Below are 23,302 nucleotides of genomic sequence, written 5' to 3' on the forward strand. Positions count from 1 at the left end.
ACTCACGACGGCTGCGGCAGGCCGTCTGAAGGCGGGGGCGGGCGGGTAGTCCTCCCGCATGACCACTGGGGTGCGGAAGAAGAACGTGTGGGGCAGAACCGCGGTACTGCTGGTGCTGGTGGCCGCCGGCTACCTCGTGGGCGTGGGGGTGGCGGCGGTGCTGGGCAGTGCCGACCCCTGGAGCTTCGGACTGATCGGGGTCGGCCCGGCCGTCGCCGGGTACTTCGCCGACGACCTGCGCCGCCGCGTCCGCGGTGGCTAGAACCAGAAGGTCGGCTGCTCGATCCCGAAGCGCAGCTTCGCGTACCGCTTCGACGCCGCGGCCGAGAAGTAGATGTGCTGGGCCGCCGCGTGGAGGTCGCGGAAGCAGCGCTGCATCGGCTGGACCGCGTGCAGCGCGCCCGCCCCCGCGTACCCGGCCGCGATGCTCACCGCGCTCCCCAGCGGCCGGTGAGGGCGAACTTGCCGTGGCCGTCCGGAGTGAGGCGGCCCATCGGGGCGAACACGCCGCCGCCGATCGGGTCGGGGGGCGGGCCACCAGGTCCGCCGCGACGGCCGGGTCGACCCAGGCGACGAACGCCGGGGCGGTGGCCTTCGGGACGGCTCGCGTCACTGCGCGTGCGTGGGGCTCCCGGTCGAGCCGGACGGCGCTTCGCTGGACGTGCCTGTCGGCGCGCCACCGGTGCTCGGGTTGCCTCCGCTGGGCGTCGTCGGCGTGGTCGTCGCCGCCGGAGTGGTCGTCGCCGCGGTGGACGATGACGGCGGCTTCGAATCCGAACTCGGGGGAGGCGTCGGCGTCGACTGGGTGGCCGGCGGCGGGTTGCCGCCGGTGTCGATGCGGGGCGGCGGGGGCGGCGCGGGCTGGGTGACGACCGTGGTGGTCGTCTTGCCGTCCGGGCTCACCGACACGACCGTCGTCGGCACGCTCGGCGACGTCGGGTTCGACGGGGCCGGGGCGCCGCTGGAGGTCGCCGGATCGGTCGACGACGGCGTGGCCGGCAGCGTCCGGACCCCGGCCGGGACGGTGCCCTGGCCGCCGGGGCCGCCCGTGCCGCCCGCGGTGGAGGCGGGGACCGGCCCGGCGAGCTCGGCCACGGCGGCGAACGCGGTCGCGACGACCAGCCCGGCCACCCCGAGCACGACGTACCCGGTGCGGTTCGGTTTGCTGCTCTTGGGCGGCGCGGTGTCGATCCTGGTGATCCGAGAGCTCGAATCCGACCCGGCGGGGCGGGGCATACGGGGCTCCTTGGGGAATTCGGGGAGGCGCGGTGCTGAGGCCGGCAATCGGGCGTGTCTCGTCAAACCGAACGAGCACGGCCACGGCGGGGGAGCGACCTCGGCGGCGAGGTTATCACCGGCGTGCGGGTATTCGCCCAGGTAGTGGCCTTGATCCGTTACTGTGCGCGGTCGGTTGACCCGGAAGGGAGGAAGTACGTGAGTGAGGAAGAAACCCACACCCGGCTGACGGCGTGGGTGCGCGGCCGCGTCCAGGGCGTCGGTTTCCGCTGGTGGACGCGCAGCCGTGCGCTGGAACTCGGGCTGGTCGGAAGCGCGAGCAACCTGGCCGACGGCCGTGTCGAGGTGATAGCGGAAGGTAGTCGTGACCACTGTGAGCGGTTGTTGGCCGCGTTACGGTCGGGAGAATCACCCGGAAGTGTGGAGCACGTCGCCGAGCGCTGGTCCGACCCGAAAGGGGGACTCCGGGGCTTCGTCGAGCGGTAGGCCGTCCGGGGCCGGTGTGGCTCCTGGTGTTGCTGGGGCCGCCTCGGGTGTGCTAGGCGCGCCGAGGAGGGGGCGCGTCCGGCGGGTCCCGGACGCCGCCGGGTAGCCTGGGACGATTGAACCGCCCGTACCCGCGGCCAGAGGGGTCAGCAGCACGTGCACCTGAAAAGCCTGACGCTCAAGGGCTTCAAGTCCTTCGCCTCGGCCACCACGCTGCGCTTCGAGCCGGGGATCACCTGCGTGGTCGGGCCGAACGGCTCGGGCAAGTCCAACGTGCTCGACGCCCTGCGCTGGGTCATGGGCACCCAGGGCGCCAAGGACCTGCGCGGCGGCAAGATGGAGGACGTCATCTTCGCCGGCACCGCGGGCCGCGCCCCGCTCGGCCGCGCCGAGGTCACCCTCACCATCGACAACGCCGACGGCGCCCTGCCGATCGAGTACTCCGAGGTCTCGATCACCCGCCGGATGTTCCGCGACGGCGCCAGCGAGTACGAGATCAACGGCGACCGCTGCCGCCTGATGGACGTCCAGGAACTGCTGTCCGACTCCGGTATCGGCCGCGAAATGCACGTCATCGTCGGCCAGGGCCAGCTCTCGGCGATCCTCGAGTCCAAGCCCGAAGAGCGCCGCGCCTTCATTGAAGAGGCCGCCGGTGTCCTCAAGCACCGCAAGCGCAAGGAACAGACCCTGCGCAAGCTGGCCAACATGCAGGGCAACCTCGACCGCCTCGGCGACCTGACGACCGAGCTGCGCCGCCAGCTCAAGCCGCTGGGCAAGCAGGCCGAGATCGCCCGCAAGGCCCAGTCGGTGCAGTCCGAGCTGCGCGACTCCCGCCTGCGCCTGCTCGCCGACGACCTGGTCACCCAGCGCGACGCGATCGCGCGCGAGGAGGCCGACGAGCGCACCGCCCGCCAGCGCCGCGCCGAAGTCGAGCAGCACCTGGAGCTCGTCTCCGCCGAAGAAGCCGAGCTGGAGGCCTCGCTCGCCGAGGACGCGCCGCTGCTGCAGACCGCCCAGGAGACCTGGTACAAGCTGTCCGCACTGGCCGAGCGCCTGCGCGGCACCGTCCGCCTGGCCATCGAGCGCCAGCGGCACCTCTCCGCCGACGTCTCGACGAACACCGGCGGCCGCGACCCCGAAGAGCTCCTCGAAGAGGCCGAGCGCGTCGCCGAGCAGGAAGAAGAGCTCAACGAGGCCGTCATGGAGGCCCGGGAGCTGCTGGCCCAGACCGTGCTGCGGCGCGAAGACCTCGAACAGCGCGTCCAGGCCGCCGAGCGCGCGCACTGGGCCGCCGTCCGCGCCATCGCCGACCGCCGTGAGGGCATGGCCAAGCTGACCGGCCAGGTCGAAGCGCTGCGCAGCAAGAACGGCGCCACCACCGACGAAATCGACCGGCTCAGCGTCTCGATCGAGGAAGCCGCCGAGCGCGCCGAGATCGCCGTCGAGGAACTCGAGATGGCCCAGGCCGAAGGCGGCGCGGAGGAGTCCGACGACGCCGGCCTGATGGACCGGCACGACCGCGCGGTCGAGGCCAACAACGCCGCCAAGGCGCGCGTCGAAGAACTGGTCAAGGCCGAACGCGCGGCCGAGCGCGAGATCGCGTCGGAAAGGGCGCGCGTCGAGGCGTTGTCCATGGGTCTCAAGCGCAAGGACGGCGCGGGCGCGCTGCTCGGCGCGTCCCACGAGCTGCCCGGCCTGCTGGGTTCGGTCGCCGCGCTGCTGACCGTCGAGCCCGGGTACGAGGTCGCGCTGGCCGCGGCGCTCGGCCCGGTGGCCGACGCCGTCGCCGTCACCGGCGGCGAAGACGCCCTGCGCGCGCTGAAGTACTTGAAGGAGACGGATTCCGGCCGAGCGGGCATCCTGCTCGGCGGTCCCGAGTCCACTGTGGACACGTATTCGTGGCCGTCGCTGCCCGAAGGCGCGCGCTGGGCCCGCGAGGTCGTCACCGCACCGGCGCAGCTGCGGCCCGCCGTCGAGCAGGCGCTCGACAAGCTGGCCATCGTCCGCGACCTCGACGCGGCGCGCCACCTCGTCGCGGTGCACCCCGACGTCCGCGCGGTCACCGCCGAGGGCGACGTCTTCGGTGCCCGGTGGGCGATCGGCGGCTCCGGCAAGCGCGAGAGCGTGATCGAGGTCCAGGCCGCCGTCGACGAGGCGGGCGAGCGGCTCCGCCTGGCCGAACGCTCGCTGGAGCGGTACGCGGCCGAGCTGGAAGGCGCCCGCGCCGAGCAGCAGGCGCGCCGCGAAGAGGTCTCGCAGGCCAAGGACGCCCTCGGCGAGGCGAAGGTTCGCAAAGCCCGCTCGTCGGAGCGGCTCAACCGGCTGCAGCAGGCCGCCCGCCAGGCGCAGGCCGAGGTCGAACGGCTGTCCGGGCAGCGCGCGAAGGTCGAGCAGAGCCGCGTCCAGGCGCTCGCCCAGCTCGCCGAGCTGGAGGAACGGCTCGCCGCCGTCGCCGAGCAGCCGGTCGAGGACGACCCGGACACCGCCGAGCGCGACCAGGCCGTCGAAGAACTGGCCGTCGTGCGGCAGGAGGAGATGGAGGCGCGGCTCGCGCAGCGCACCTCCGAAGAACGCGCCCGCAGCATCGCGGGCAAGGCCGAAGGCCTCCGCCGTGCCGCCCACGCCGAGCAGCAGGCCCGCGAGCGCGCCGAGCGCGCCGCCGCGGCTCGCAAGCGCGGCGCCGAGATCGCCAACGCCGTCGTCAACGCCGGCGAGATCGCGCTGGAGCGCATCGAGCACTCGGTGCAGCGCGCCGCCGCCGAGCGCGACGAGGTCCAGGCCCGCCGCCAAAGCCGCGAGCAGGCGCTGACCGGTGTCCGCGCCAAGGTCCGCGAGCTGACCGGCGAGCTGGAGAAGCTGACCGACGCCGTCCACCGCGACGAGGTGCTGCGCGCCGAGCAGCGGCTGCGGCTGGAGACCCTGGAAGCCAAGATCGCCGAAGACTTCGGCATGGGGCTGGAGGACCTCGTCCGCGAGTACGGCCCGGACGTCCCGGTCCCGCCGAGCGCGGGCGAGATGGCCGAGTACGAGGCGGCCAAGGAGCGCGGCGAAGACGTCACCCCGCCGCCGCCGATGCCCTACGACCGCGACACTCAGGCCCGCCGCGCCAAGCGCGCGGAGAAGGACCTGTCGTTGCTGGGCAAGGTGAACCCGCTGGCGCTGGAGGAGTTCGCGGCGCTGGAGGAGCGGTACAAGTTCCTCTCCACGCAGCTGGAGGACCTCAAGGACACCCGCAAGGACCTCGAGGCCGTCATCAAGCAGGTCGACGAGAAGATCCTCGAGGTCTTCGCCTCGGCGTACGCGGACGTCGCCCGCGAGTTCGAGACGGTGTTCGGCGTCCTCTTCCCGGGCGGCGAGGGCCGGATGGTCCTCACCGAGCCGGACGACCTGCTCAGCACCGGCGTCGACGTCGAAGCGCGCCCGCCGGGCAAGAAGGTCAAGCGGCTGTCGCTGCTGTCCGGTGGCGAGAAGTCGCTGGTCGCGGTGGGCATGCTGGTCGCGATCTTCCGCGCCCGGCCCTCACCCTTCTACGTCATGGACGAGGTCGAGGCGGCGCTCGACGACACCAACATGCGCCGGCTGATCGGGCTGCTGGAGCAGCTGCGCGACTCGTCGCAGCTGATCATCATCACCCACCAGAAGCCGACCATGGAGATCGCCGACGCCCTCTACGGCGTGAGCATGCAGGGCGACGGCATCACCAAGGTGATCTCGCAGCGCCTGCGCACGACCGAGGAAGACCCGGTCCCGGTCAGCTGACCTCCCGCCAAGCCGTCGTGAGTGGTAAGGCGGGTTAGAACCCGCTTTACCACTCACGACGCCGCGGCAGACTGCCCGCGGGTCGGGGCGCTTGTCAGCCGGCGACCCAGAAGGCGTAGTCGGCCGAGTAGCGCACCGCGGTCTGGGCGCCGTCCGTGCACGTCCCGGCCGGGGCCACGCCGCCGCGGGTGTTCAGGCGCTGGATGTAGGTCACGTGGGCGAAGATCCCGTCGCCGGTGTTGAGGTTCGCCTTGAGCAGCAGTTCCGGGATCGCGCCGTCGCGCGGCGAGTTGGCCGCCGCCGCCGCGCCGACCGTGCTGCCGTCCACGATGGACGTCCAAACCGGGCCCTTGCTGTGCAGCGCCACCGGCTTGCCGTGCCTCGACAGCACCGCCGCGGGCTGGATCAGCGTCCACGCCCCGGCCGTGCACCCGTAGATCTGCACGCCTTCGGCGGGGAAGCTCGCCAGCGCGACGTTGCCCGCCGGGACCTTGATCGCGTCCGGAACCTTCGGCGCCGCCGGGGTGGCCGAAGCCGTCGCCGCGCCGCCGACCAGGAGGGCGCCGATCGCGAGCGCCACCGTCATCCGCTTCATGGAATCCACCTTCGAAATCCTCCCGCCGCTTTTCGGCGGGCTCCCGACCATCGACACGGGAGCCCGCCGGAAACGGTTCAGACGGATCAGGCGGCGGGCACCTCCGCGGTTTCGCCGACGGCTTCGGCCTCGGCCGCCTTCGGGTCCGGGGTGCGGTGCCGCAGCGCCAGCAAGCCGCCCACCACCAGCGTGATGACCACGCCCATCAGCGTGTACCACGGGTAGGCGAGCGCCACCTTGTCCCCGGCCGCCTTGCTGAAGTCGACGCCGATCAGGCCACCGGTCTTCGCGTTGAACTTGACCCCGAGGATGACGAACGCCATCACCACGACCGTGACGACGAACGCGATGATCGCGTCCACCTGCCGCGCCTTCTTGATCAGCAGGCCGAGCAGGAACGACCCGAGCAGCGCGCCGTAGGTGTAGCCGGTGATGGCCAGGCCGAGCTCGATCACCGAGTTCTTCGTGGTGGAGAACAGCGAGGCGAACACGGCGAACACGACGGCCCAGATCAGTGTCCACATGCGACCGTGCCGCAGCAGCTTCGAGTCCTCCGGGGAGCGGTGGGTGAACCGCTGGTAGAGGTCGGCCACGGTGGACGTCGAGAGGGCGTTCAACGCCGAAGCCAGCGCGCCCATGGTCGAGGCCAGCACCCCCGCGATGAGCAGGCCGGACACCCCGACCGGCAGGTCGTCGATGATGAACCGCGAGAACACGTCGTCCGGGCTCTGCAGCCCCAGCTGCGCCACGGACTTGCGCCCGTTGAACACCCACAGCATCGCGCCCACCAGCAGGAACAACGCGAACTGGATGGTGACGATGATGCCGCTGCCGATGAGCGCCTTCTGGCCGTCGCGCAGGCTGCGCGTGGCCAGCAGCCGCTGCGCGATCAGCTGGTCGGCACCGTGCGAGGCCATCGACAGCGCCGCGCCGCCGAGTACCGCCGTGACGAAGGCGTACGGGCTGGTCAGCAGGTTCTTCGTGAAGTCGACGAGCATGAACTTGCCGTCCGCGGACGCCTGCGACGCCCAGTCGGCGGGCAGCTTGTTCAGCAGCACGATCGCGGCCACCGCGGCCCCGCCGAGGTACAGCGACAGCTGGATGACGTCGACCCAGACGACCGCCTTGATCCCGCCGATGTAGGCGTAGACCAGCGTCAACGCGGTGAGGATGACGACGATCACCCAGTAGTCCAGGTGGATGCCGTAGTGGCCGAGGATCACCTTGATCGGGATCGCGCCGGCGAACAGGCGCACCCCCTCGGCGAGCAGCCGCGTGATCACGAACGTCACCGACGCGGTGCCCTGCAGCCCGGAGCCGAACCGCTTGCCGAGGAACGCGTACGCGCTCACGAGGTTGCCCCGGAAGTACCGCGGCAGCAGGACGAACGCGGCGATCGTCCGGCCGATGATGTAGCCGAAGGCCAGCTGCAGGAACAGGAACGCGTTGCCGAAGACCAGCCCGGGCGTGCTGATCACGGTGAGCGTCGAGGTTTCCGTGGCCACCACGGACAGCATCACCGCCCCCCACGGGAGGCTGCGCTCGCCGACGAAGTAGTCGGCCGCCGACCGTTGCCTCCGGCCGACGAGCACGCCGATCAGCGGCATCGCCGCCAGGTAGACCACGATGATGGCGAGGTCAACACCGCGCATGGATCACTCCTACCGTCATCCGAGCTTCTCCGCGACTCGCAACCGCGTCACGGTGCCCCCCAGCGGGGCGGGAAGGATCAAGGGGCCGTCGCCCGGGACCAGCGCGCCGAGCACGCGCGGCCCGCGAGCGCCGGTCGCCGACGGCACGGTACCGGGCACGCCACACCAGGTGAGCCAGCCGAGCAGCGCGGTGAGGTACGCCTCCTTGCCGGCGCCGGGCAGGCCGAGGTCGTCACTGGTCTTGACCACCGCCGAGGGCAGCGCGCGGACCAGCGCGGCCATCAGCGCCGGGTTCGCCACGCCGCCACCCGAGGCGATGACCGTGGTGACGCCGTGGCGGCGGCACTGGCCGGCGACGGTGACGGCGGTGAGTTCGGTCAGCGTCGCGAGCAGGTCCGCGGGCTCGACCGTGTCCAGGCCGGTCAGCGCGCGGTCGAGGTAGTCCCCGTTGAAGTGCTCCTTGCCGGTGGACTTCGGCGGCGCGGCGGCGAAGTACGGGTCGGCCAGCAGCCGGCCGAGCAGGTCGGCGCGCACCGACCCGCCGCGGGCGAGCCGGCCGTCGACGTCGCTGCGCTGCCCCGAGACGCGGTGGGCCGCGAGGTCCAGCAGGGCGTTGGCGGGCCCGGTGTCGTAGGCGATCACCGGCTCGCCTTCGGCGACGACGGTGATGTTCGCGATGCCGCCGAGGTTCAGCGCGGCGACCGGCCGTCCGGTGTCCTCCGCCAGCCCGCGCAGCCACAGCCGGTCGAGCGTGCTCGCCAGGGGCGCGCCGTGGCCGCCCGCGGCGACGTCGCGGGCCCGCAGGTCGGCGATCACCGGCAGCCCGGTTCGTTCGGCGATCCAAGCGGGCTGGCCGAGCTGGAGGGTGCCGCGGACGTGCCCGTCCTCGACCCAGTGAAACACCGTCTGGCCCAGGGAAGCGACTAGGTCCGCGTGGCCGGCCAGCTCGTCGACCCCGCGCGCGGCCGCGTCGGCGAAAGCCTGCCCGACGCCGGTGTCCAGCCGCGTCAGCTCACCGGCGGTGCACGGGTTCGGCGGCAACGCGGCGAGCAGGGCCTCCCGCAGCGGCTCGGGGTAGGGGACCTCGAGCTCGCCCAGCGGCGTCAGCACGACGGTGCCGTCCTCGGCGTGCAGGTCGGCGGCGGCCACGTCGATCCCGTCGAGCGACGTGCCCGAGAGCAGGCCGATCACCCGGAAGCCGTGGCTGCCTTTTTTCCCCATCCGGAGGGGTTTAGTGGAGCCTCCGGTGTGACGCAACCCACTTGGTGAAGTCTTGGCCCAATTGCGACCAAGGTGGTGACGAATTGCCTGTGCGGACGGGGTGTCCGGCGCGGGGGAGGGCGGATGAAAGGATGGGCCCGTGTCGAGCACCTGGTTCCTGTTCGTAGTCGTCGCCGTCGTCGTCCTGGTCGCCCTGCTGGTGACCGGCCTGCTGATCGCACGCAGGCGGCGGATCACCCTGGACAGCCGGCGTGAGGTCGAGGAGAAGCCGAAGGGCGGCTCGTACGCGGCCAGCGGGGGCATCGCCCTCGCGCCCGGCGGCACGGCTCCGGAAGTCGAGCACCCGGTCGAGGAACGGCCGGAGACCGACGGCCAGCCCGCGGTCGGCGACGACGCGGCGGTCCCGCGCGACTCGGCGCAGCGCACGGTCCGCGACGTCAAGCTGCCGGAGGCCGAGGTCGTCGAACCGGCCCCGGTCGCCGAGGCGATCGAACCGGCGGCGGGCCGCCTGGAGCGGCTGCGCGGCCGCCTGACGAAGTCGCGCTCGATGTTCGGCACGAGCCTGCTGGGCCTGCTCGGCGCGGGTGACCTCGACGAGGACTCCTGGCAGGACGTCGAGGACACGCTGCTGATGGCCGACCTGGGCGCGGCCACGACGAACCAGATCGTCGAGCGCCTGCGCGACGAGCTCTCCCGGCGCGCGGTGCGCTCGTCGGCCGAGGCGCGCGAAGTGCTGCACGAGGTGCTGACCGCCCAGCTGTCCACCGACGGCCACCGGGCGGTGCGGGCGCTGCCGCACACCGTCGACGGCAGGAAGCAGCCTGCGGTGGTGCTGGTGGCGGGGGTCAACGGCACGGGCAAGACGACGACCACGGGCAAGCTCGCCCGCGTCCTGGTGGCCCAGGGCGGCACGGTGCTGCTGGGCGCGGCGGACACGTTCCGCGCGGCGGCGGCCGACCAGCTGCAGACCTGGGCCGAACGCGTGGGCGCGGAGGTCGTCCGCGGCAAGGAAGGCGCGGACCCGGCGGCGGTGGCGTTCGACGCGGTCAAGCGCGGCGTGGACACCGGCGTCGACGCGGTCCTGGTCGACACGGCGGGCCGGCTGCACACGAAGACCGGCCTGATGGACGAGCTGGGCAAGGTCAAGCGCGTCGTGGAGAAGCAGGCGAAGGTCGACGAGGTCCTGCTGGTCCTGGACGCGACCACGGGCCAGAACGGGCTCATGCAGGCCCGCGTGTTCGCCGAGGTCATCGACGTGACGGGGATCGTCCTGACGAAGCTGGACGGCACGGCCAAGGGCGGCATCGTGTTCCAGGTCCAGAAGGAACTGGGGGTCCCGGTGAAGCTGGTCGGGCTCGGCGAGGGGCCGGACGACCTGGCCCCGTTCGAGCCGGGCGCCTTCGTGGACGCCCTGCTCGGTTAACGGACCTTCGCCGGCGGCTCCAGCCGGAACAGCGGCGTCCCGTCCGCCTTCCGCAGCCCGAGTTGCAGGATCACCGGTGCGGACGGGCGGTTCGCCGGGATCAGGCACGGGGACGTCCCGCGGGCCGGCACGGTCAGGTGGGACCAGCCGATGCCCTGCAGGGTGCGGCGAGCCGGGTCGACCACCATCGCCGCGCTGAAGTAGCGGCCGCTGGGGACCGCGATGCGGGCCGTGTGGCCGAGGATCGCCGAGAACGCCGTGCCGGTGCGGCCGCCGTCTTCCTGCATCGTGAGGATCACCGGTGTCCGGCGGCCCTTCGCGGCGAGGTGGTGGCGGACGCTGATCTCGACCGTCCCGGCCGGGGTCTTGGCCGGGCGCGGCCAGGCCGGCGGTGCGGCGGGCCCGTCGAGCGCGCGGTCGACGAGCCGGTCCAGGAGGTTCGAAGCGGCGCCCTGGGCGAGCCAGGCCAAGGCTCCGGTGTGCGGGTCCATGCGGTCCTCCCGCGATATTCGGATGACGGCGGCGGCGACGTGAGCGCAGAATCCGGGCATGCCCGGTTGACGCCCGCGTGCCCCTCCTCGTGGAAGACGCCCCGAAGCCGTCGTTCGCTACGAGAGAGGACCAGCATGACCGCCATTTCCGGCGATCGGGTGCGCTTGCGCCCGATCGGCCCAGCCGACCGCGTCCGGGTGCGCGCAATCCTCGCCACCCCGGAGGTCGCCCGCTGGTGGGGCGACCCGGATCGGGAGACCGAAGGCCTGTACGAGGTCGAAGAGGGTTACACCGTCTACGTGATCGAGTTCGGCGGCGAAGTCGTCGGCCTGATCCAGAGCTGCGAGGAGCTGGACCCGCAGTACCGCCACGCGGGCATCGACATCTCGGTGCACCCGGACTTCCACGGCCGCGGCCTCGGCACGGACGCGATCCGGGCACTCGCCGCGCACCTGTTCGCCCAGGGCCACCACCGGCTGACGATCGACCCGGCGGCGGCCAACGAGACGGCGATCCGGGTGTACACGAAGGTGGGTTTCCGGCCGGTCGGGGTGCTGCGGAACTACGAACGCGCCCCGGACGGCACCTGGCACGACGGGCTGCTGATGGACCTCCTGGACGGCGAGCTGACGTAGGCCCTCAGACGGTGACGGCCTGCGACAGGCTCGCCCCCAGCGCGTCCGCCACCCGCTGCACCGCCGGGGCGATGTGCGCCACCGCCTCGGCGGTCAGCCGCCCGGACGGCCCCGAGACCGACACCGCCGCCGGCACCGGCGCGCCGGGCACCGCCACCGCGACGCACCGCACGCCGAGCTCCTGCTCCGCCTCGTCCAGCGCATAGCCCTGCGAAGCGATCCGCTCCAGCTCCACCGCCAGCGCGTCCGGATCCGTGAACGTGTGCTCGGTGTACGCGGGCATGCCCGTCCGCGACAGCAGCTCACGGACGTCGGAAGAGGGCAGGTGGGCCAGCATCGCCTTGCCCACGCCCGTCCCGTGCGGCAGCAACCGCCGCCCGACCTCGGTGAACATCCGCATCGAGTGCTTCGACGGCACCTGGGCCACGTACACGACCTCGTCGCGCTCCAGGACCGCCAAGTTCGCCGTCTCGCCGACCTCCTCCACGAGCTCCGCCAGCAGCGGCCGCGCCCACGCGCCGAACTGCATGCTCGCGTTCTCGCCAAGCCGGATCAGGCGCGCGCCGAGCGCGTACCGGCGGTTCGTGTTCTGGCGGACGTACCCCAGGTCGACCAGGGTGCGGATGAGCCGGTGGATCGTCGGCATCGGCAGCCCGGACAGGCTCGCCAGCTCGGACAGGCTGGCCTCGCCGCCGGTGTCCGCGAGGTGTTCCAGCAGCTCGAAGGCGCGCTGCAGGGACTGGACGCCGCCGTCGCGACCGTTCTTCTCCGCCGGCACGGTGGCCCTCCTTACGTCGGCGTTGAGCTTCCGCTATGCAGAAACTATAGTCCGGCTGGTAGAAAACCGTAGGGCCGTTATCCAAAGATCCGAACCCTCGAGGTGTTTCCCCATGTCTTCTGAAGTCCAGGTGCTGGGCGACCCGGTCGAGCGCGGCGACGAGATCCTCACGCCGGAGGCGCTCGCCTTCCTCGCCGGCCTCCACGACGCCTTCGCCGGCCGCCGCGACGAGCTGCTCCAGGCGCGGAGCAAGCGCCGCGAGGAGGCCCGGACCACCGGCAGGCTCGACTTCCTGCCGGAGACCAAGGAGATCCGCGAAGGCGACTGGCAGGTCGCCGGCGCGCCGCCCGCGCTGCGGGACCGCCGCGTCGAGATCACCGGGCCGACCGACCGCAAGATGACCATCAACGCGCTCAACTCCGGCGCGAAGGTGTGGCTGGCCGACCTCGAGGACGCCAACACGCCGCACTGGAAGAACGTCGTCTCCGGCCAGGTCAACCTCTACGACGCCATCCGCGAGACGATCACCCTGGAGAGCGGCGGCAAGAGCTACGCGCTGAAGGACGACGTCGAGCACGCCACCATCGTGGTCCGCCCGCGTGGCTGGCACCTGCCCGAGAGCCACCTGAAGTTCGGCGACCGCGAGGGTGTCGGCGCGCTCGTCGACTTCGGCCTGCACTTCTTCCACAACGCGGCCGAGCTGCTCAAGCGCGGCAAGGGCCCGTACTACTACCTGCCGAAGATGGAGAGCCACCTCGAAGCGCGGCTCTGGAACGACGTCTTCACCCACGCCGAGAAGGCACTCGGCATCGAGCACGGCACCGTCCGCGCCACCGTGCTGATCGAGACCATCCCGGCCGCCTTCGAGATGGAGGAGATCCTCTACGAGCTGCGCGAACACGCCTCCGGCCTCAACGCGGGCCGCTGGGACTACCTGTTCAGCGTCATCAAGTACTTCCGCGACGCGGGCGAGAAGTTCGTGCTGCCGGACCGCAACTCCGTCACCATGACCGCGCCGTTCATGCGCGCCTACACCGAGCTGCTGGTGCGCACCTGCCACAAGCGCGGCGCCTTCGCGATCGGCGGCATGGCCGCGTTCATCCCGAGCAAGGACCCCGAGACCAACAAGGGCGCCTTCGAGAAGGTCCACGCGGACAAGTCCCGCGAGGCCGGCGACGGCTTCGACGGCTCGTGGGTCGCGCACCCGGGCATGGTCGAGCTCTGCAAGGAGGAGTTCGACAAGGTGCTCGGCGAGAAGCCGAACCAGCTCGACCGGACCCGCGACGAGGTCAGCGTCACCGCCGACCAGCTGCTGGACGTCGCTTCGACGCCGGGCGGCGCGACGGCGGCCGGCCTGCGCGCCGCGGTCGACGTCGGCGTCCGCTACATCGCCTCCTGGCTGGGCGGCAACGGCGCGGCGGCCATCCACAACCTGATGGAGGACGCCGCCACCGCCGAGATCTCGCGCTCGCAGATCTGGCAGTGGGTCAAGAACGGGACCACTTTGGACAGTGGGGACACGGTCACGGCGGAGCTGGTGCGCGGCGTGCTGGCCGACGTCCGCGGCGAGCTGGCCGGCGAGCTCAAGCCGGAGCTGCTGGAGCCCGCGGTGGAGCTGTTCGAGCAGGTCGCGCTGGCCGACGAGTTCCCGGACTTCCTGACGCTGCCCGCGTACGAGAAGATCAAGTAGTGCGCCTGCCCGAGGACGTCTACGAAGCCGCCGACGCGCGCCTGGCTGCGGCCGACGCGCGCGTCGCGGCGTCGTACCCGGGGGAGCGGCCGGGACGGCAACCCGTGCACACGGTCTACGTCCCGGCGTCGCAGTACAAGACGCGCCTGGTGGCCGACTGGGGCAAGCAGGCGATGCGCGTGTTCATCGAGCACGGCGACCTCCTCGGCGTCGGCGCGGACGTGTACGAGCGCGTCCGCGCGAAGCTGCTGACCGAGCCGATCGAGGACCTGCGGATCGACTTCGAGGACGGCTACGGCCGCGTACCGGACGACGTCGAGGACGCCGCCGCCCGGGCGGCCGGGCAGACACTGGCGACGACCGGCGGGACACCGTTCTGCGGCATCCGCTTCAAGAGCTTCGAAGCGGCGACGCGCCGGCGTGGCATCCGCACCCTGGATTTGTTCCTGGGTTCGTTGCTCGACCACGGGCCGCTGCCGCCGGGATTCGTCGTCACGCTGCCGAAGGTGACGGCGGTCGAGCAGGTCGCGGTGGCCGCGGAGGTCCTCTCGCGGCTGGAATCCGCGTACGGGCTCGCCTCGGGAGTCTTGCGCTTCGAGGTCCAGATCGAGACCTCGCAGTCCATTGTGGATACCGACGGGACGCTGTCGGTGGCGCGGATCGTGCAGGCCGCTGCGGGCCGCTGTTCGGGCCTGCACTACGGGACGTACGACTACAGCGCGGGCCTCGGCATCGCGGCGGCGTACCAGAGCATGGAGCACCCGGCGGCGGACCTGGCCAAGGGCCTGATGCAGGTCGCGGCGGCGGGCACCGGCGTCCGCCTCTCGGACGGCTCGACGAACCGGCTCCCGATCGGCGACGCGCTGCCCTCGGCGTGGGCCGAACACCTCCGGCTGGTCAGGCGGTCCCTGGAGCGCGGCTTCTACCAGGGCTGGGACCTGCACCCCCACCAGCTGCCAACTCGCTTCGCGGCGACGTACGCGTTCTACCGCGCGGGGTTCCCGGAGGCGGTGGAGCGGTTGCGCGCGTACGCGGAGAAGACGGCCGGAGGAGTGCTGGACGAGCCGGCGACGGCTCAGGCGCTGGCGGTGTACCTGCTGCGGGGTCTGGATTGCGGGGCCCTCGACGAAGGCGAGCTGCCGTTCGGACGGCCGGAGCTGGAGAAGTACGCGCGGCGCGAAGTGTGAGGGTCAGTCGCTGAGGCGGGCGCGGTCGGCGGCGGCGCGGCCCGCACCCCAGCCTTCGTGGCTGCGCACGGTCACCGACTTGTTCACCACTTCGGGGAACAGCTCGGTGAACGCCGCGGCCACGGTCTTCTCGTGGGAAGCCAGCACCGGCAGCAGCTCCGGCGATTCCGCGATCGTCGCTTCCGCCGCCCGCTCGAGCCGCTCGCCGATGCGGGTGGCGTAGGAGACGAGGAACGACTTCCGGAACGGCCGCGACCGCCCCGCCGGGTCGGCGATCATCGCCCGCGTCGCCTGGACGAGCAAGGACGTCGTCAGCAGCTCGACGGAGTCCAGGTCGTCTTCGTCGCCGATGACCGTGACGAACTCCCAGCGCGGGTCGAAGACCGCGCGGCAGCGGTTGGCCTGCGCGACCACGTGGACCAGCAGCGACTTCGCGTCGGTGTACGGCGTGTCGAGCCAGATCCGGCGGGCCGCGGGCCGCTCGGGCGCCGCTTCGGCGGCCTCGGCCAGCACGCGGTCGAGCGCGTGGCGGGTCATCAGCTCCTGCGCCTTCGCCGAAAGCGCCTCGGCTTCCTCTGGGAACGTGCTCGACTCGGCCTTGGCCAGCAGGGCGCGGACCCGGCTCAGCTTCTTTTCGTCGACGTGGTGCCGCGCCGGACGCTCCAGCGGCGTCCCCGGCGGCGGCAGCACGACAGTCACCGCCGGCAGCGTCTTCAGCAGGCCGAACGCGTCGATGACCGCTGCCACGGCTTCGGACGGCGTGAGGATGTGTTTCGCCGCCCACTGCGGCAGGTGCGGTTCGGTCTCCGTCCACCAGCGGACGGCGCCCGCCGCGTCGAGCTGGGCCCGCCAGTCCGGGGGCACGACCGGGAACTGCCCGGCGTAGGCGGCGAGCGCGTCGAGCAGGTACGAGCCGGCGAACTCGTCGAGGCGGCGCCCGGCCGCCTGACGGAGGTCCTCGGGCAGCCAGCCGCCCCGGCACGCCCGGCCGATCAGCTGCCGCCCGACCCGGTCCGCGGCTTCGGCGAGTTCGGCAGGCACGGTGAACCCCGGCGCGAGCCGGTCGGCGTCACCCGGTGCGGCGGCGAGCAGCGCGTCGCCGAACTCCCCGGCCGTCGTCGGCGGCGGGCCGACGGGAACCCGCTTCCGCTTGCCCACCCCGCCAGTCTGCCGTAGCGCCTTCGAGGGGACGCCGGGGCGTCACGGCACCGGGGTCTAGCGCAGCCGCGGGAGCGCGTCCCGCGCGAAGTGGCTCAACGTCCGCAGGTCTTCGGCGAACCGCTCCCGGTGGTCCTCGGGCAGCGGCCCGAAGAAGAACTGCTCGATGTTCGCCACGTGCAGGCGGCTGGCCCGCACGGTGGTCTCCTCGCCGAGCGCGGTCAGCCGGACGAGCTGGACTCGCCGGTCGCTCGGGGAAGCCGTGCGGGTCACCAGCCCGACCGCCACCATCCGGTCGACCAGCCGGGTCGCCCCGCCGGTGGTGAGCACCTGTTCCTGGGCGATCGAGCGCATGGTCAGCCCGTCTTCACCGGTGCGGCCGACGATCAGCAGCACTTCGTACATCAGGTTCGTGATCCCGCATTCGCGCTCCAGGGCCCGCCCGAGCAGGTACCCGAGCCGGTGCGCCGCGCCCTGCAGCCGCCCGAAGGCCAGCACGCGGGCGTCGTCCGCCGCCTGCCGCGCCGACGCGATTTCGGGGTCCACCGCCTCATCCTCCCCCCTGCACCCGGTCACGCAACGCGAGACGGCGGCCGGTGGGGTGCGAGGCACGCCTGCTGCGCCGAGCGGTGTCCTAGTCGTCGGCGCGCAACGCGAGGTAGACGTCGAGCTGATCGGTGAACTCCGTCAGATCTGCGCCGAGCAGCTCGCCCGCGCGCCCGATGCGGTACCGCAGCGTGTTGACGTGGACGTGCAACGCCTTCGCCGCCCGGGTCGGCGAGCCCGAGCACTCCAGGAACACCCGGACCGTGTGCACGAGGTCCGTGTGCTGCTCCGCGTCGTAAGCCAGCAGCGGCCCGAGCACCCGGCGGCGCAGGGCCGCGCGCAGTCCGTCGGGCGCGCCGGCCAGCAGCAGCTCGTGCACGTCGACCTCGCCGGCCCGGACCACCGCCACCCGGCCCGGGCGCCGCGCCGCCACCTCCACCGCGTACCGCGCGCTCTCGATGCTTTCCTCGCGGGGGCCGGGATCGCCGACACCGCAGAGAATCCGCGTGGCCCGCAGCAGCGGCTCCACAGTGGACAGACCCGTTACCGAGGGCCGCGCCGCAGCCGCGTACGACGTGTCTCCCGCGGAATCGAGCAGCAGCGCGTCCGGCAGCAGCTCGCTCAGGACGTCCCGGCTCTCGTCGCTGCCTTCGGTCCGCAACGCGACGACGCACACCTCCGCGGGCAACGACACGTCAGGCCGCGGGGCCCGCGCCCGCGTGACCCCGACCAGCCCGGCGACCTCCTCGGCCAGCTCGGTCTGCGCGGTGCTCAGCGAGCCGCCCACGGCGATCAGCCACGGCACGGCGTGCCGCCCTTCGACCGGGAGCACCGTCAGCGGTCCGGGCTCGCGGGCCGCGTACCGGCGGACGACGTCCTCGGGCGGCATCGGCAGCGGGGCCGTCCCGGCGACCAGCCGGCCCAGGCCCGACACCACCCAGCAAGGCAGCCCGAGTTCGGCCGAAGCGCGCTCCACCAGCGTCTCGACCGGTGCCTCCGCGGCGGCCTGCAAACGTTTGCGCGCGCTGTCCGACGCGGCCGCCAACGCCAGCACGACCTGCTCGGTGATCACCGAGAACGACAGGTCGGCCGGCACCTCCAGCAGCGGGATCCGGTGCCGGACGCAGGCGTCGACGACGTCGTCCGGTATCCCGCCCGAGTCGGCGCCGGACGCGGCCAGCGCCGCCGCGCCGGAGCGGGCCAGTGCGGCCACGAACGGCTCGGCGTCGCCCGGGGCGTGCCACCAGAGCAGGCCGGACAGCACCAGCTCGCCGGCCGACAGGTACCGTCCGGGGTCGGACAGCTCCGTGACGTAGATGCGCGTCACCGGCCGGTCGAGCAGGTCGGTCCCGGTCCGCGGGCGCAGCCGCAGGCCGGGGAGGCCCAGCAGAGTTTTCACGGTCGTCATGAGGCTTGTAGGAAAGCACAAACGGCCCCCGCTCCGCTCCTGTGCGTTTCATGCGTGGTGCCGTTGCCGCCCGGCCGTGATCCGTCGTCTACTGGGCTATCGCCCCCACGAAGGAGCAACCAGTGGAGTTCCTGCGTCCCGCGACGCTCGCCGAGGCACTGGCCCTCAAGGCCGAGCGGCCCGGCGCGGTGCCGATCGCCGGCGGCACCGACGTCATGGTCGAGCTGAACTTCGACCACCGCCGTCCCGAGGCCCTGCTGGACCTGACCCGGGTCGGAGAGCTGACGGAGTGGTCCACTGTGGAGGACGGCACGGTCCGGCTCGGCGCCGGCGTCCCGTACTCCCGGGTCATCACCGAACTGGGTGAATCCGTCCCCGCGCTGGCCATGGCGTCGCGCACGGTCGGGTCCCCGCAGATCCGCAACCGCGGCACGGTCGGCGGCAACCTCGGCGCCGCCTCGCCCGCCGGCGACACCCACCCGGTGCTGCTCGCCCTGGATGCGCGGATCGAGGTGGCCTCCGTCCGGGGGACCCGCCTCCTGGCCGCGGAGGAGTTCTACGTCGGTGTGAAACGCCACGCCCTCGAGCCGGACGAGCTGATCACCGCCGTCCACCTGCCGGCGCACGCCGGGCCGCAGCAGTTCGCCAAGGTCGGCACGCGCAACGCGATGGTCATCGCGGTCTGCTCCTTCGCGCTGGCGCTGCGGAACGGCCGGGTCGGCGCCGCGATCGGGTCCGCCGCCCCGACTCCGCGCCGCGCCCGTGCCGCCGAGGAGTTCCTGGCCGCCGAGCTGCCGTGGGGCTCTTCCGAAGCGTTGCCCGACTCGCTGAAGCGGCGCTTCGGCGACCTGGTGGCCGAAGCGACGTCGCCGATCGACGACGTCCGCGGCAGCGCCGCGTATCGGAAGCACGCTTTGGGGGTACTAGCGCGGCGTACGTTGACCTGGGCCTGGGACGAACACCGGACGGGAGAGCGCGCATGCGCCTGAATGTCACGATCAACGGCGAGCCGCGGCAGGCGGACGACGTCTGGGAAGGCGAAAGCCTGCTGTACGTGCTGCGGGAACGGCTCGGGCTGCCGGGCTCGAAGAACGCCTGCGAGCAGGGCGAATGCGGCTCGTGCACGGTCTACCTCGACGACGTCCCGGTGTGCGCCTGCCTGGTCGCGGCCGGCCAGGCGGAAGGCCGCGGGGTCCGGACGGTCGAGGGGCTGGCCGACGGCGACACCCTCGACCCCGTCCAGCAGTCCTTTGTGGACGCGGGCGCGGTGCAGTGCGGGTTCTGCACGCCGGGCCTGGTCGTCGCCGCGCACGACCTGCTGAACCGCGTCCCCGATCCCGGTGACGAGGAGATCCGCGAGGCGCTGGCCGGCAACCTCTGCCGCTGCACCGGCTACGAGAAGATCCTCGACGCGGTCCGTGCCGTCGCGAAGGGAGGCGTGGCGTGAGGACGCTCATCGCGAACGCGGCCATCGCCACCGTCAGCGGCGAGGAGTACGCGAGCGGGCACGTCGTCGTCGAGAACGACCGGATCGCCGAGGTCGGCGAAGGCGTGTACACCGGCGAGTTCGACGAACGCGTCGAGGCCGAAGGCTGCCTGGTCACGCCGGGCCTGATCAACACCCACCACCACCTCTACCAGTGGGCCACGCGCGGGCTGGCCGCCGACCACACGCTGTTCGAGTGGCTCAAGCAGCTCTACCCGGTCTGGGGCCGCCTCGACGACGAGATCACGCACGCCGCGGGCACCGCCGGGATGGCCCGGCTGGCGCTGACCGGCTGCAGCACCGTCGCCGATCACCACTACGTCTTCCCCCGCGACGGCGGCGACCAGGTCGCGGCGCTGGCCGCGGCCCGCCAGCGCATCGGCGTCCGGCTGCACGTCGTGCGCGGCTCGATGGACCGCGGCGAGTCCGACGGCGGCCTGCCGCCGGACAACCTGGTCGAGTCGACCGAGGACGCGCTGACCGGCACCGAAGCGGTGATCGCCCGCTTCCACGACGACTCGCCCGGCGCCCACCTGCAGATCGCCGTCGGCCCGTGCTCGCCGTTCTCGGTCACCGAACGCCTGATGTCGGGCGCGGCCGAGCTGGCCCGGAGCAAGGGTGTCCGCCTGCACACCCACCTCGCCGAAACCCTCGACGAGGAGCAGCAGTGCCTCGCCGAAGCCGGCTGCACACCCGCCGAGTACGCCGACAAGCTCGGCTGGCTCGCCGACGACGTCTGGCTGGCCCACACCGTCCACCTCGCCCCCGAAGCCATCCGCCGCTTCGGCGCGACCGGCACCGGCTCGGCGCACTGCCCGACGTCCAACGGCCGGCTCGGCTCCGGCATCGCCCCGGTTCGTGACCTGCTGGACGCCGGGGTCGCGGTCGGCTTGGGTGTCGACGGGGCCGCGTCCAGCGAGTCCGGTGGCCTCGCCGAGGAGCTGCACCAGGCGCTTCTGCAGGCCCGCCAGCGCGGCGGACCCCGCGGCCTGACCACGCGGGAAGCGCTGTGGATGGGCACGATGGGCGGCGCCCGCTGCCTCGGCCGCGCGGACGACCTGGGGTCCCTGGAGCCCGGGAAGCTCGCCGACCTGGCCGTTTGGGACCTGACCGGCCTGAACCACGCCGGCATCACCGACCCGGTCGCCGCGCTGGTGCTCGGCACCCCGCCCCCGCTGCGCCGTCTGTTCGTCGGCGGCAAGGCCGTCGTCGAGGACGGCACCCTGCGCGAAGCCGACGAATCCGCCATCGCCCGCGAGCTGGCCGCCGCGAGTGCGCGGCTGAGGGAGGGCAGATGACCACTTCCGTCACGACGCAGACCACGAACGGCGTCGGGACGTCGCCACGGCGGCCCGACGGCACGGTGAAGGTCCGCGGCGAGTTCGCCTACTCCTCGGACCTCTGGCACGAAGACATGGTCTGGGGCGTGACGCTGCGCAGCCCGCACCCGTACGCCCGGATCACCGGCATCGACATCGCGGAAGCGCTGGCCGTGCCCGGCGTATACGCGGTGCTGACGCACGAAGACGTCCCGGGCGTCAACCGGTACGGCCTCGAGCACGCCGACCAGCCGGTGCTCGCCTCCGACGTCGTGCGCTACCAGGGCGAGCCGGTGGCGCTGGTCGCCGCCGATCACCCGGAGACCGCGCGCCGGGCGATGAAGCGGATCGTCGTCTCCTACGAAGAGCTGTCTCCCGTGACGGACTCCGAAGCGGCTGTCGCGGGCGAAGGGCCTTCGCTACACGAAGGCGGCAACGTCGTCCGGCACGTCAAGATCCGCCGCGGCCCGCAGGACCTCGACGCCGACGTCGTCGTCTCCGGTGTCTACGAGGTCGGCATGCAGGACCAGGCCTTCCTCGGCCCGGAGTCCGGGCTCGCCGTGCCGGACACCGAAGGCGGCGTCGATCTCTACGTCGCGACGCAGTGGCTGCACGTCGACCAGCAGCAGATCGTCGCCGCACTGGGGCTCCCCGTGGAGAAGGTGCGGTTGACCCTCGGTGGTGTCGGCGGCGCGTTCGGCGGCCGGGAAGACCTGTCGATGCAGGTCCACGCCTGCCTGCTGGCCCTGCACACCGGCAAGCCGGTGAAGATGGTCTACAACCGCGAAGAGTCCTTCTACGGGCACGTCCACCGCCACCCGGCGAAGATGTACTACGAGCACGGCGCCACCCGCGACGGGCACCTGGTGTACGTCAAGACGCGGTTGTTCCTGGACGGCGGCGCGTACGCCTCCTCGACCGGCGCGGTCGTCGCGAACGCGGCCACGCTCGGCGTCGGACCGTACAAAGTGGACAGTGTGGCGGTGGACTGCTGGGGCACGTACACGAACAACCCGCCGTGCGGCGCCATGCGCGGCTTCGGCGCGGTCCAGGCGGCCTTCGGGTACGAGTCGCAGATGGACAAGCTCGCCGCGGCCTGCGGCCTCGACCCGGTGGAGATCCGCGTCCGCAACGCGATGAGCGAGGGCGATCTCATGCCGACCGGCCAGGTCGTCGACGCGGAAGCCCCGGTCGCCGAGCTGCTTTCACGCGTGCGGGACATGCCGATGCCGCCGGAGCGGCCGTTCGACCTGCGGCACATGCCGGGCGGGGTGTCCAACACGACGCACGGTGAAGGGGTCGTCCGCGGGATCGGGTACGCCGTCGGGATCAAGAACGTCTGCTTCTCCGAAGGCTTCGACGACTACTCGACCGCGCGCGTGCGCCTGCAGCTGGTCGGCGGCGAACCGGCGGCGACCGTGCACACCGCGGCCTGCGAAGTCGGCCAGGGGCTGGTGACGATCATGCAGCAGATCGTCCGCACCGAGCTGGGCGTCGACCAGGTGACGATCCTGCCGATGGACACCTCGATCGGCAACGGCGGCTCGACGTCGGCGTCGCGCCAGACCTACGTGACCGGCGGTGCGGTGCAGGCCGCCTGCGCGGCGGTGCGGGCGCGGCTGCTGTCCCGGTTCGACCAGCGGGTTCGGGTCGTCGGCGGCAAGCTCGTCGCGGCCGACGGCCAGGTGGTCGCGGATCTGGGGGACGTCCTCGGCGACGACGTCTACGACGAGACGGTGGAGTGGCGCCACCGGCCGACGGCCGCTCTGGACCCGGAGACCGGGCAGGGGACCGCGCACGTGCAGTACGCGTTCGCCGCGCACCGGGCGGTCGTCGACGTCGACACCGAGCTGGGCCTGGTCAAGGTGGTCGCGCTGGACTGTGCCCAGGACGTCGGCAAGGCGCTGAACCCGCAGGCGGTGCTGGGCCAGATCCAGGGCGGCTCGGCGCAGGGGCTCGGGCTCGCGGTGATGGAGGAGATCCAGACCTCCGGCGGGAAGATCCGGAACCCCTCCTTCACCGACTACCTCATCCCGACGGTGCTGGACATGCCGCCGATGCGCATCGACGTCCTCGAGCGCCCGGACCCGCACGCGCCCTACGGCCTGCGCGGGGTGGGCGAGCCGCCGACGATCTCGTCGACCCCGGCGATCGTGGCCGCGATCCGGGCCGCGACCGGGCTCGCGCTCACCCGCGTCCCGGTGCGGCCGGAGCACCTCACCGGTACCTGA

Annotated in this window: 21 protein-coding genes; 11 read left to right on the forward strand and 10 right to left on the reverse strand. The window is 72.4% G+C overall.

Annotated features, from left to right (window positions below; genetic code table 11):
• Positions 1-58: 58 nt before the first annotated feature.
• A complete protein-coding gene (locus ACFPLC_RS24480) occupies positions 59-262 on the forward strand; it encodes a hypothetical protein (RefSeq protein WP_378193686.1) in 204 nt (67 codons plus the stop codon).
• Here ACFPLC_RS24480 and ACFPLC_RS24485 read toward each other — a convergent pair.
• Complete coding sequence (locus tag ACFPLC_RS24485; protein WP_378193683.1) at positions 259-432, reverse strand: hypothetical protein; 174 nt, start codon at positions 430-432, stop codon at positions 259-261. The genes ACFPLC_RS24480 and ACFPLC_RS24485 overlap by 4 nt on opposite strands.
• A gap of 177 nt (positions 433-609) precedes the next feature.
• Positions 610-1,236, reverse strand: a complete 627-nt coding sequence (locus tag ACFPLC_RS24490) for a hypothetical protein (RefSeq protein WP_378193680.1) — start codon at positions 1,234-1,236, stop codon at positions 610-612.
• A gap of 198 nt (positions 1,237-1,434) precedes the next feature.
• On the opposite strand from ACFPLC_RS24490, the gene ACFPLC_RS24495 reads away from it, so the two are divergent.
• Both ACFPLC_RS24495 and smc read left to right on the forward strand, forming a co-directional pair.
• Positions 1,435-1,722: an acylphosphatase gene (locus ACFPLC_RS24495; protein WP_378193677.1), complete on the forward strand. Its 288-nt coding sequence runs from the start codon at positions 1,435-1,437 to the stop codon at positions 1,720-1,722.
• A 156-nt stretch (positions 1,723-1,878) separates the two neighbouring features.
• A complete protein-coding gene (gene smc / locus ACFPLC_RS24500; protein WP_378193674.1) occupies positions 1,879-5,481 on the forward strand; it encodes a chromosome segregation protein SMC in 3,603 nt (1,200 codons plus the stop codon).
• 94 nt (positions 5,482-5,575) lie between these two features.
• On the opposite strand, the gene ACFPLC_RS24505 is transcribed toward smc, so the two are convergent.
• The 3 genes from ACFPLC_RS24505 to ACFPLC_RS24515 all read right to left on the reverse strand — a co-directional run bounded on the left by ACFPLC_RS24505 (position 5,576) and on the right by ACFPLC_RS24515 (position 8,949).
• Positions 5,576-6,076 carry a DUF3455 domain-containing protein gene (locus ACFPLC_RS24505; protein ID WP_378193671.1) on the reverse strand — a complete coding sequence of 167 codons (501 nt, stop codon included), beginning with the start codon at positions 6,074-6,076 and terminating at the stop codon, positions 5,576-5,578.
• 86 nt (positions 6,077-6,162) lie between these two features.
• A complete protein-coding gene (locus tag ACFPLC_RS24510) occupies positions 6,163-7,728 on the reverse strand; it encodes a sodium:solute symporter (RefSeq protein ID WP_378193668.1) in 1,566 nt (521 codons plus the stop codon).
• A gap of 15 nt (positions 7,729-7,743) precedes the next feature.
• A complete protein-coding gene (locus ACFPLC_RS24515) occupies positions 7,744-8,949 on the reverse strand; it encodes an anhydro-N-acetylmuramic acid kinase (RefSeq protein WP_378193665.1) in 1,206 nt (401 codons plus the stop codon).
• A gap of 139 nt (positions 8,950-9,088) precedes the next feature.
• Between ACFPLC_RS24515 and ftsY the strand changes: the two genes are divergently transcribed.
• A complete protein-coding gene (gene ftsY / locus ACFPLC_RS24520; RefSeq protein WP_378193662.1) occupies positions 9,089-10,372 on the forward strand; it encodes a signal recognition particle-docking protein FtsY in 1,284 nt (427 codons plus the stop codon).
• Here the strand turns inward: ftsY and ACFPLC_RS24525 are convergent.
• Positions 10,369-10,923, reverse strand: coding sequence for a hypothetical protein (locus ACFPLC_RS24525; protein ID WP_378235931.1), 555 nt, complete (start codon positions 10,921-10,923; stop codon positions 10,369-10,371). The two genes, ftsY and ACFPLC_RS24525, sit on opposite strands and share 4 nt — an antisense overlap.
• Before the next feature lie 75 nt (positions 10,924-10,998).
• Here ACFPLC_RS24525 and ACFPLC_RS24530 point away from each other — a divergent pair, with 75 nt between their 5' ends.
• Entirely contained in the window at positions 10,999-11,499 is a 501-nt protein-coding gene (locus tag ACFPLC_RS24530) for a GNAT family N-acetyltransferase (protein ID WP_378193656.1), read from the forward strand.
• 4 nt (positions 11,500-11,503) lie between these two features.
• Here ACFPLC_RS24530 and ACFPLC_RS24535 read toward each other — a convergent pair whose 3' ends face one another.
• Positions 11,504-12,277 carry an IclR family transcriptional regulator gene (locus ACFPLC_RS24535; RefSeq protein ID WP_378193653.1) on the reverse strand — a complete coding sequence of 258 codons (774 nt, stop codon included), beginning with the start codon at positions 12,275-12,277 and terminating at the stop codon, positions 11,504-11,506.
• A gap of 112 nt (positions 12,278-12,389) precedes the next feature.
• Here ACFPLC_RS24535 and aceB point away from each other — a divergent pair, with 112 nt between their 5' ends.
• Together aceB and ACFPLC_RS24545 are read left to right on the forward strand one after the other, a co-directional pair.
• Positions 12,390-13,967 carry a malate synthase A gene (aceB, locus tag ACFPLC_RS24540; protein WP_378193650.1) on the forward strand — a complete coding sequence of 526 codons (1,578 nt, stop codon included), beginning with the start codon at positions 12,390-12,392 and terminating at the stop codon, positions 13,965-13,967.
• The gene (locus ACFPLC_RS24545) at positions 13,967-15,154 is read left to right on the forward strand and encodes a DUF6986 family protein (RefSeq protein ID WP_378193647.1); all 1,188 of its coding nucleotides are present in this window, start codon (positions 13,967-13,969) and stop codon (positions 15,152-15,154) included. Before aceB ends, ACFPLC_RS24545 begins: the two co-directional genes overlap by 1 nt.
• 3 nt (positions 15,155-15,157) lie before the next feature.
• Here the strand turns inward: ACFPLC_RS24545 and ACFPLC_RS24550 are convergent, their stop codons facing one another.
• The 3 genes from ACFPLC_RS24550 to ACFPLC_RS24560 form a co-directional block, all read right to left on the reverse strand.
• Positions 15,158-16,312, reverse strand: coding sequence for a DUF2786 domain-containing protein (locus ACFPLC_RS24550; protein WP_378193644.1), 1,155 nt, complete (start codon positions 16,310-16,312; stop codon positions 15,158-15,160).
• A 57-nt stretch (positions 16,313-16,369) separates the two neighbouring features.
• A complete protein-coding gene (locus ACFPLC_RS24555; RefSeq protein WP_378193641.1) occupies positions 16,370-16,858 on the reverse strand; it encodes a MarR family winged helix-turn-helix transcriptional regulator in 489 nt (162 codons plus the stop codon).
• 88 nt (positions 16,859-16,946) lie between these two features.
• Positions 16,947-18,266 carry a helix-turn-helix domain-containing protein gene (locus ACFPLC_RS24560; protein WP_378193638.1) on the reverse strand — a complete coding sequence of 440 codons (1,320 nt, stop codon included), beginning with the start codon at positions 18,264-18,266 and terminating at the stop codon, positions 16,947-16,949.
• A gap of 122 nt (positions 18,267-18,388) precedes the next feature.
• Between ACFPLC_RS24560 and ACFPLC_RS24565 the strand changes: the two genes are divergently transcribed.
• From ACFPLC_RS24565 to pucD, 4 genes are read left to right on the forward strand one after another with little or no spacing between them, the layout of a single operon-like run.
• The gene (locus ACFPLC_RS24565; protein ID WP_378193635.1) at positions 18,389-19,255 is read left to right on the forward strand and encodes an FAD binding domain-containing protein; all 867 of its coding nucleotides are present in this window, start codon (positions 18,389-18,391) and stop codon (positions 19,253-19,255) included.
• Complete coding sequence (locus ACFPLC_RS24570; protein WP_378193632.1) at positions 19,246-19,713, forward strand: (2Fe-2S)-binding protein; 468 nt, start codon at positions 19,246-19,248, stop codon at positions 19,711-19,713. Before ACFPLC_RS24565 ends, ACFPLC_RS24570 begins: the two co-directional genes overlap by 10 nt.
• Complete coding sequence (locus ACFPLC_RS24575) at positions 19,710-21,050, forward strand: 8-oxoguanine deaminase (RefSeq protein WP_378193630.1); 1,341 nt, start codon at positions 19,710-19,712, stop codon at positions 21,048-21,050. Before ACFPLC_RS24570 ends, ACFPLC_RS24575 begins: the two co-directional genes overlap by 4 nt.
• Positions 21,047-23,302, forward strand: coding sequence for a xanthine dehydrogenase subunit D (pucD, locus tag ACFPLC_RS24580; protein WP_378193627.1), 2,256 nt, complete (start codon positions 21,047-21,049; stop codon positions 23,300-23,302). Before ACFPLC_RS24575 ends, pucD begins: the two co-directional genes overlap by 4 nt.

Origin of the sequence: Amycolatopsis plumensis (assembly GCF_042652605.1) — a bacterium.
Classification (GTDB): domain Bacteria; phylum Actinomycetota; class Actinomycetes; order Mycobacteriales; family Pseudonocardiaceae; genus Amycolatopsis; species Amycolatopsis plumensis.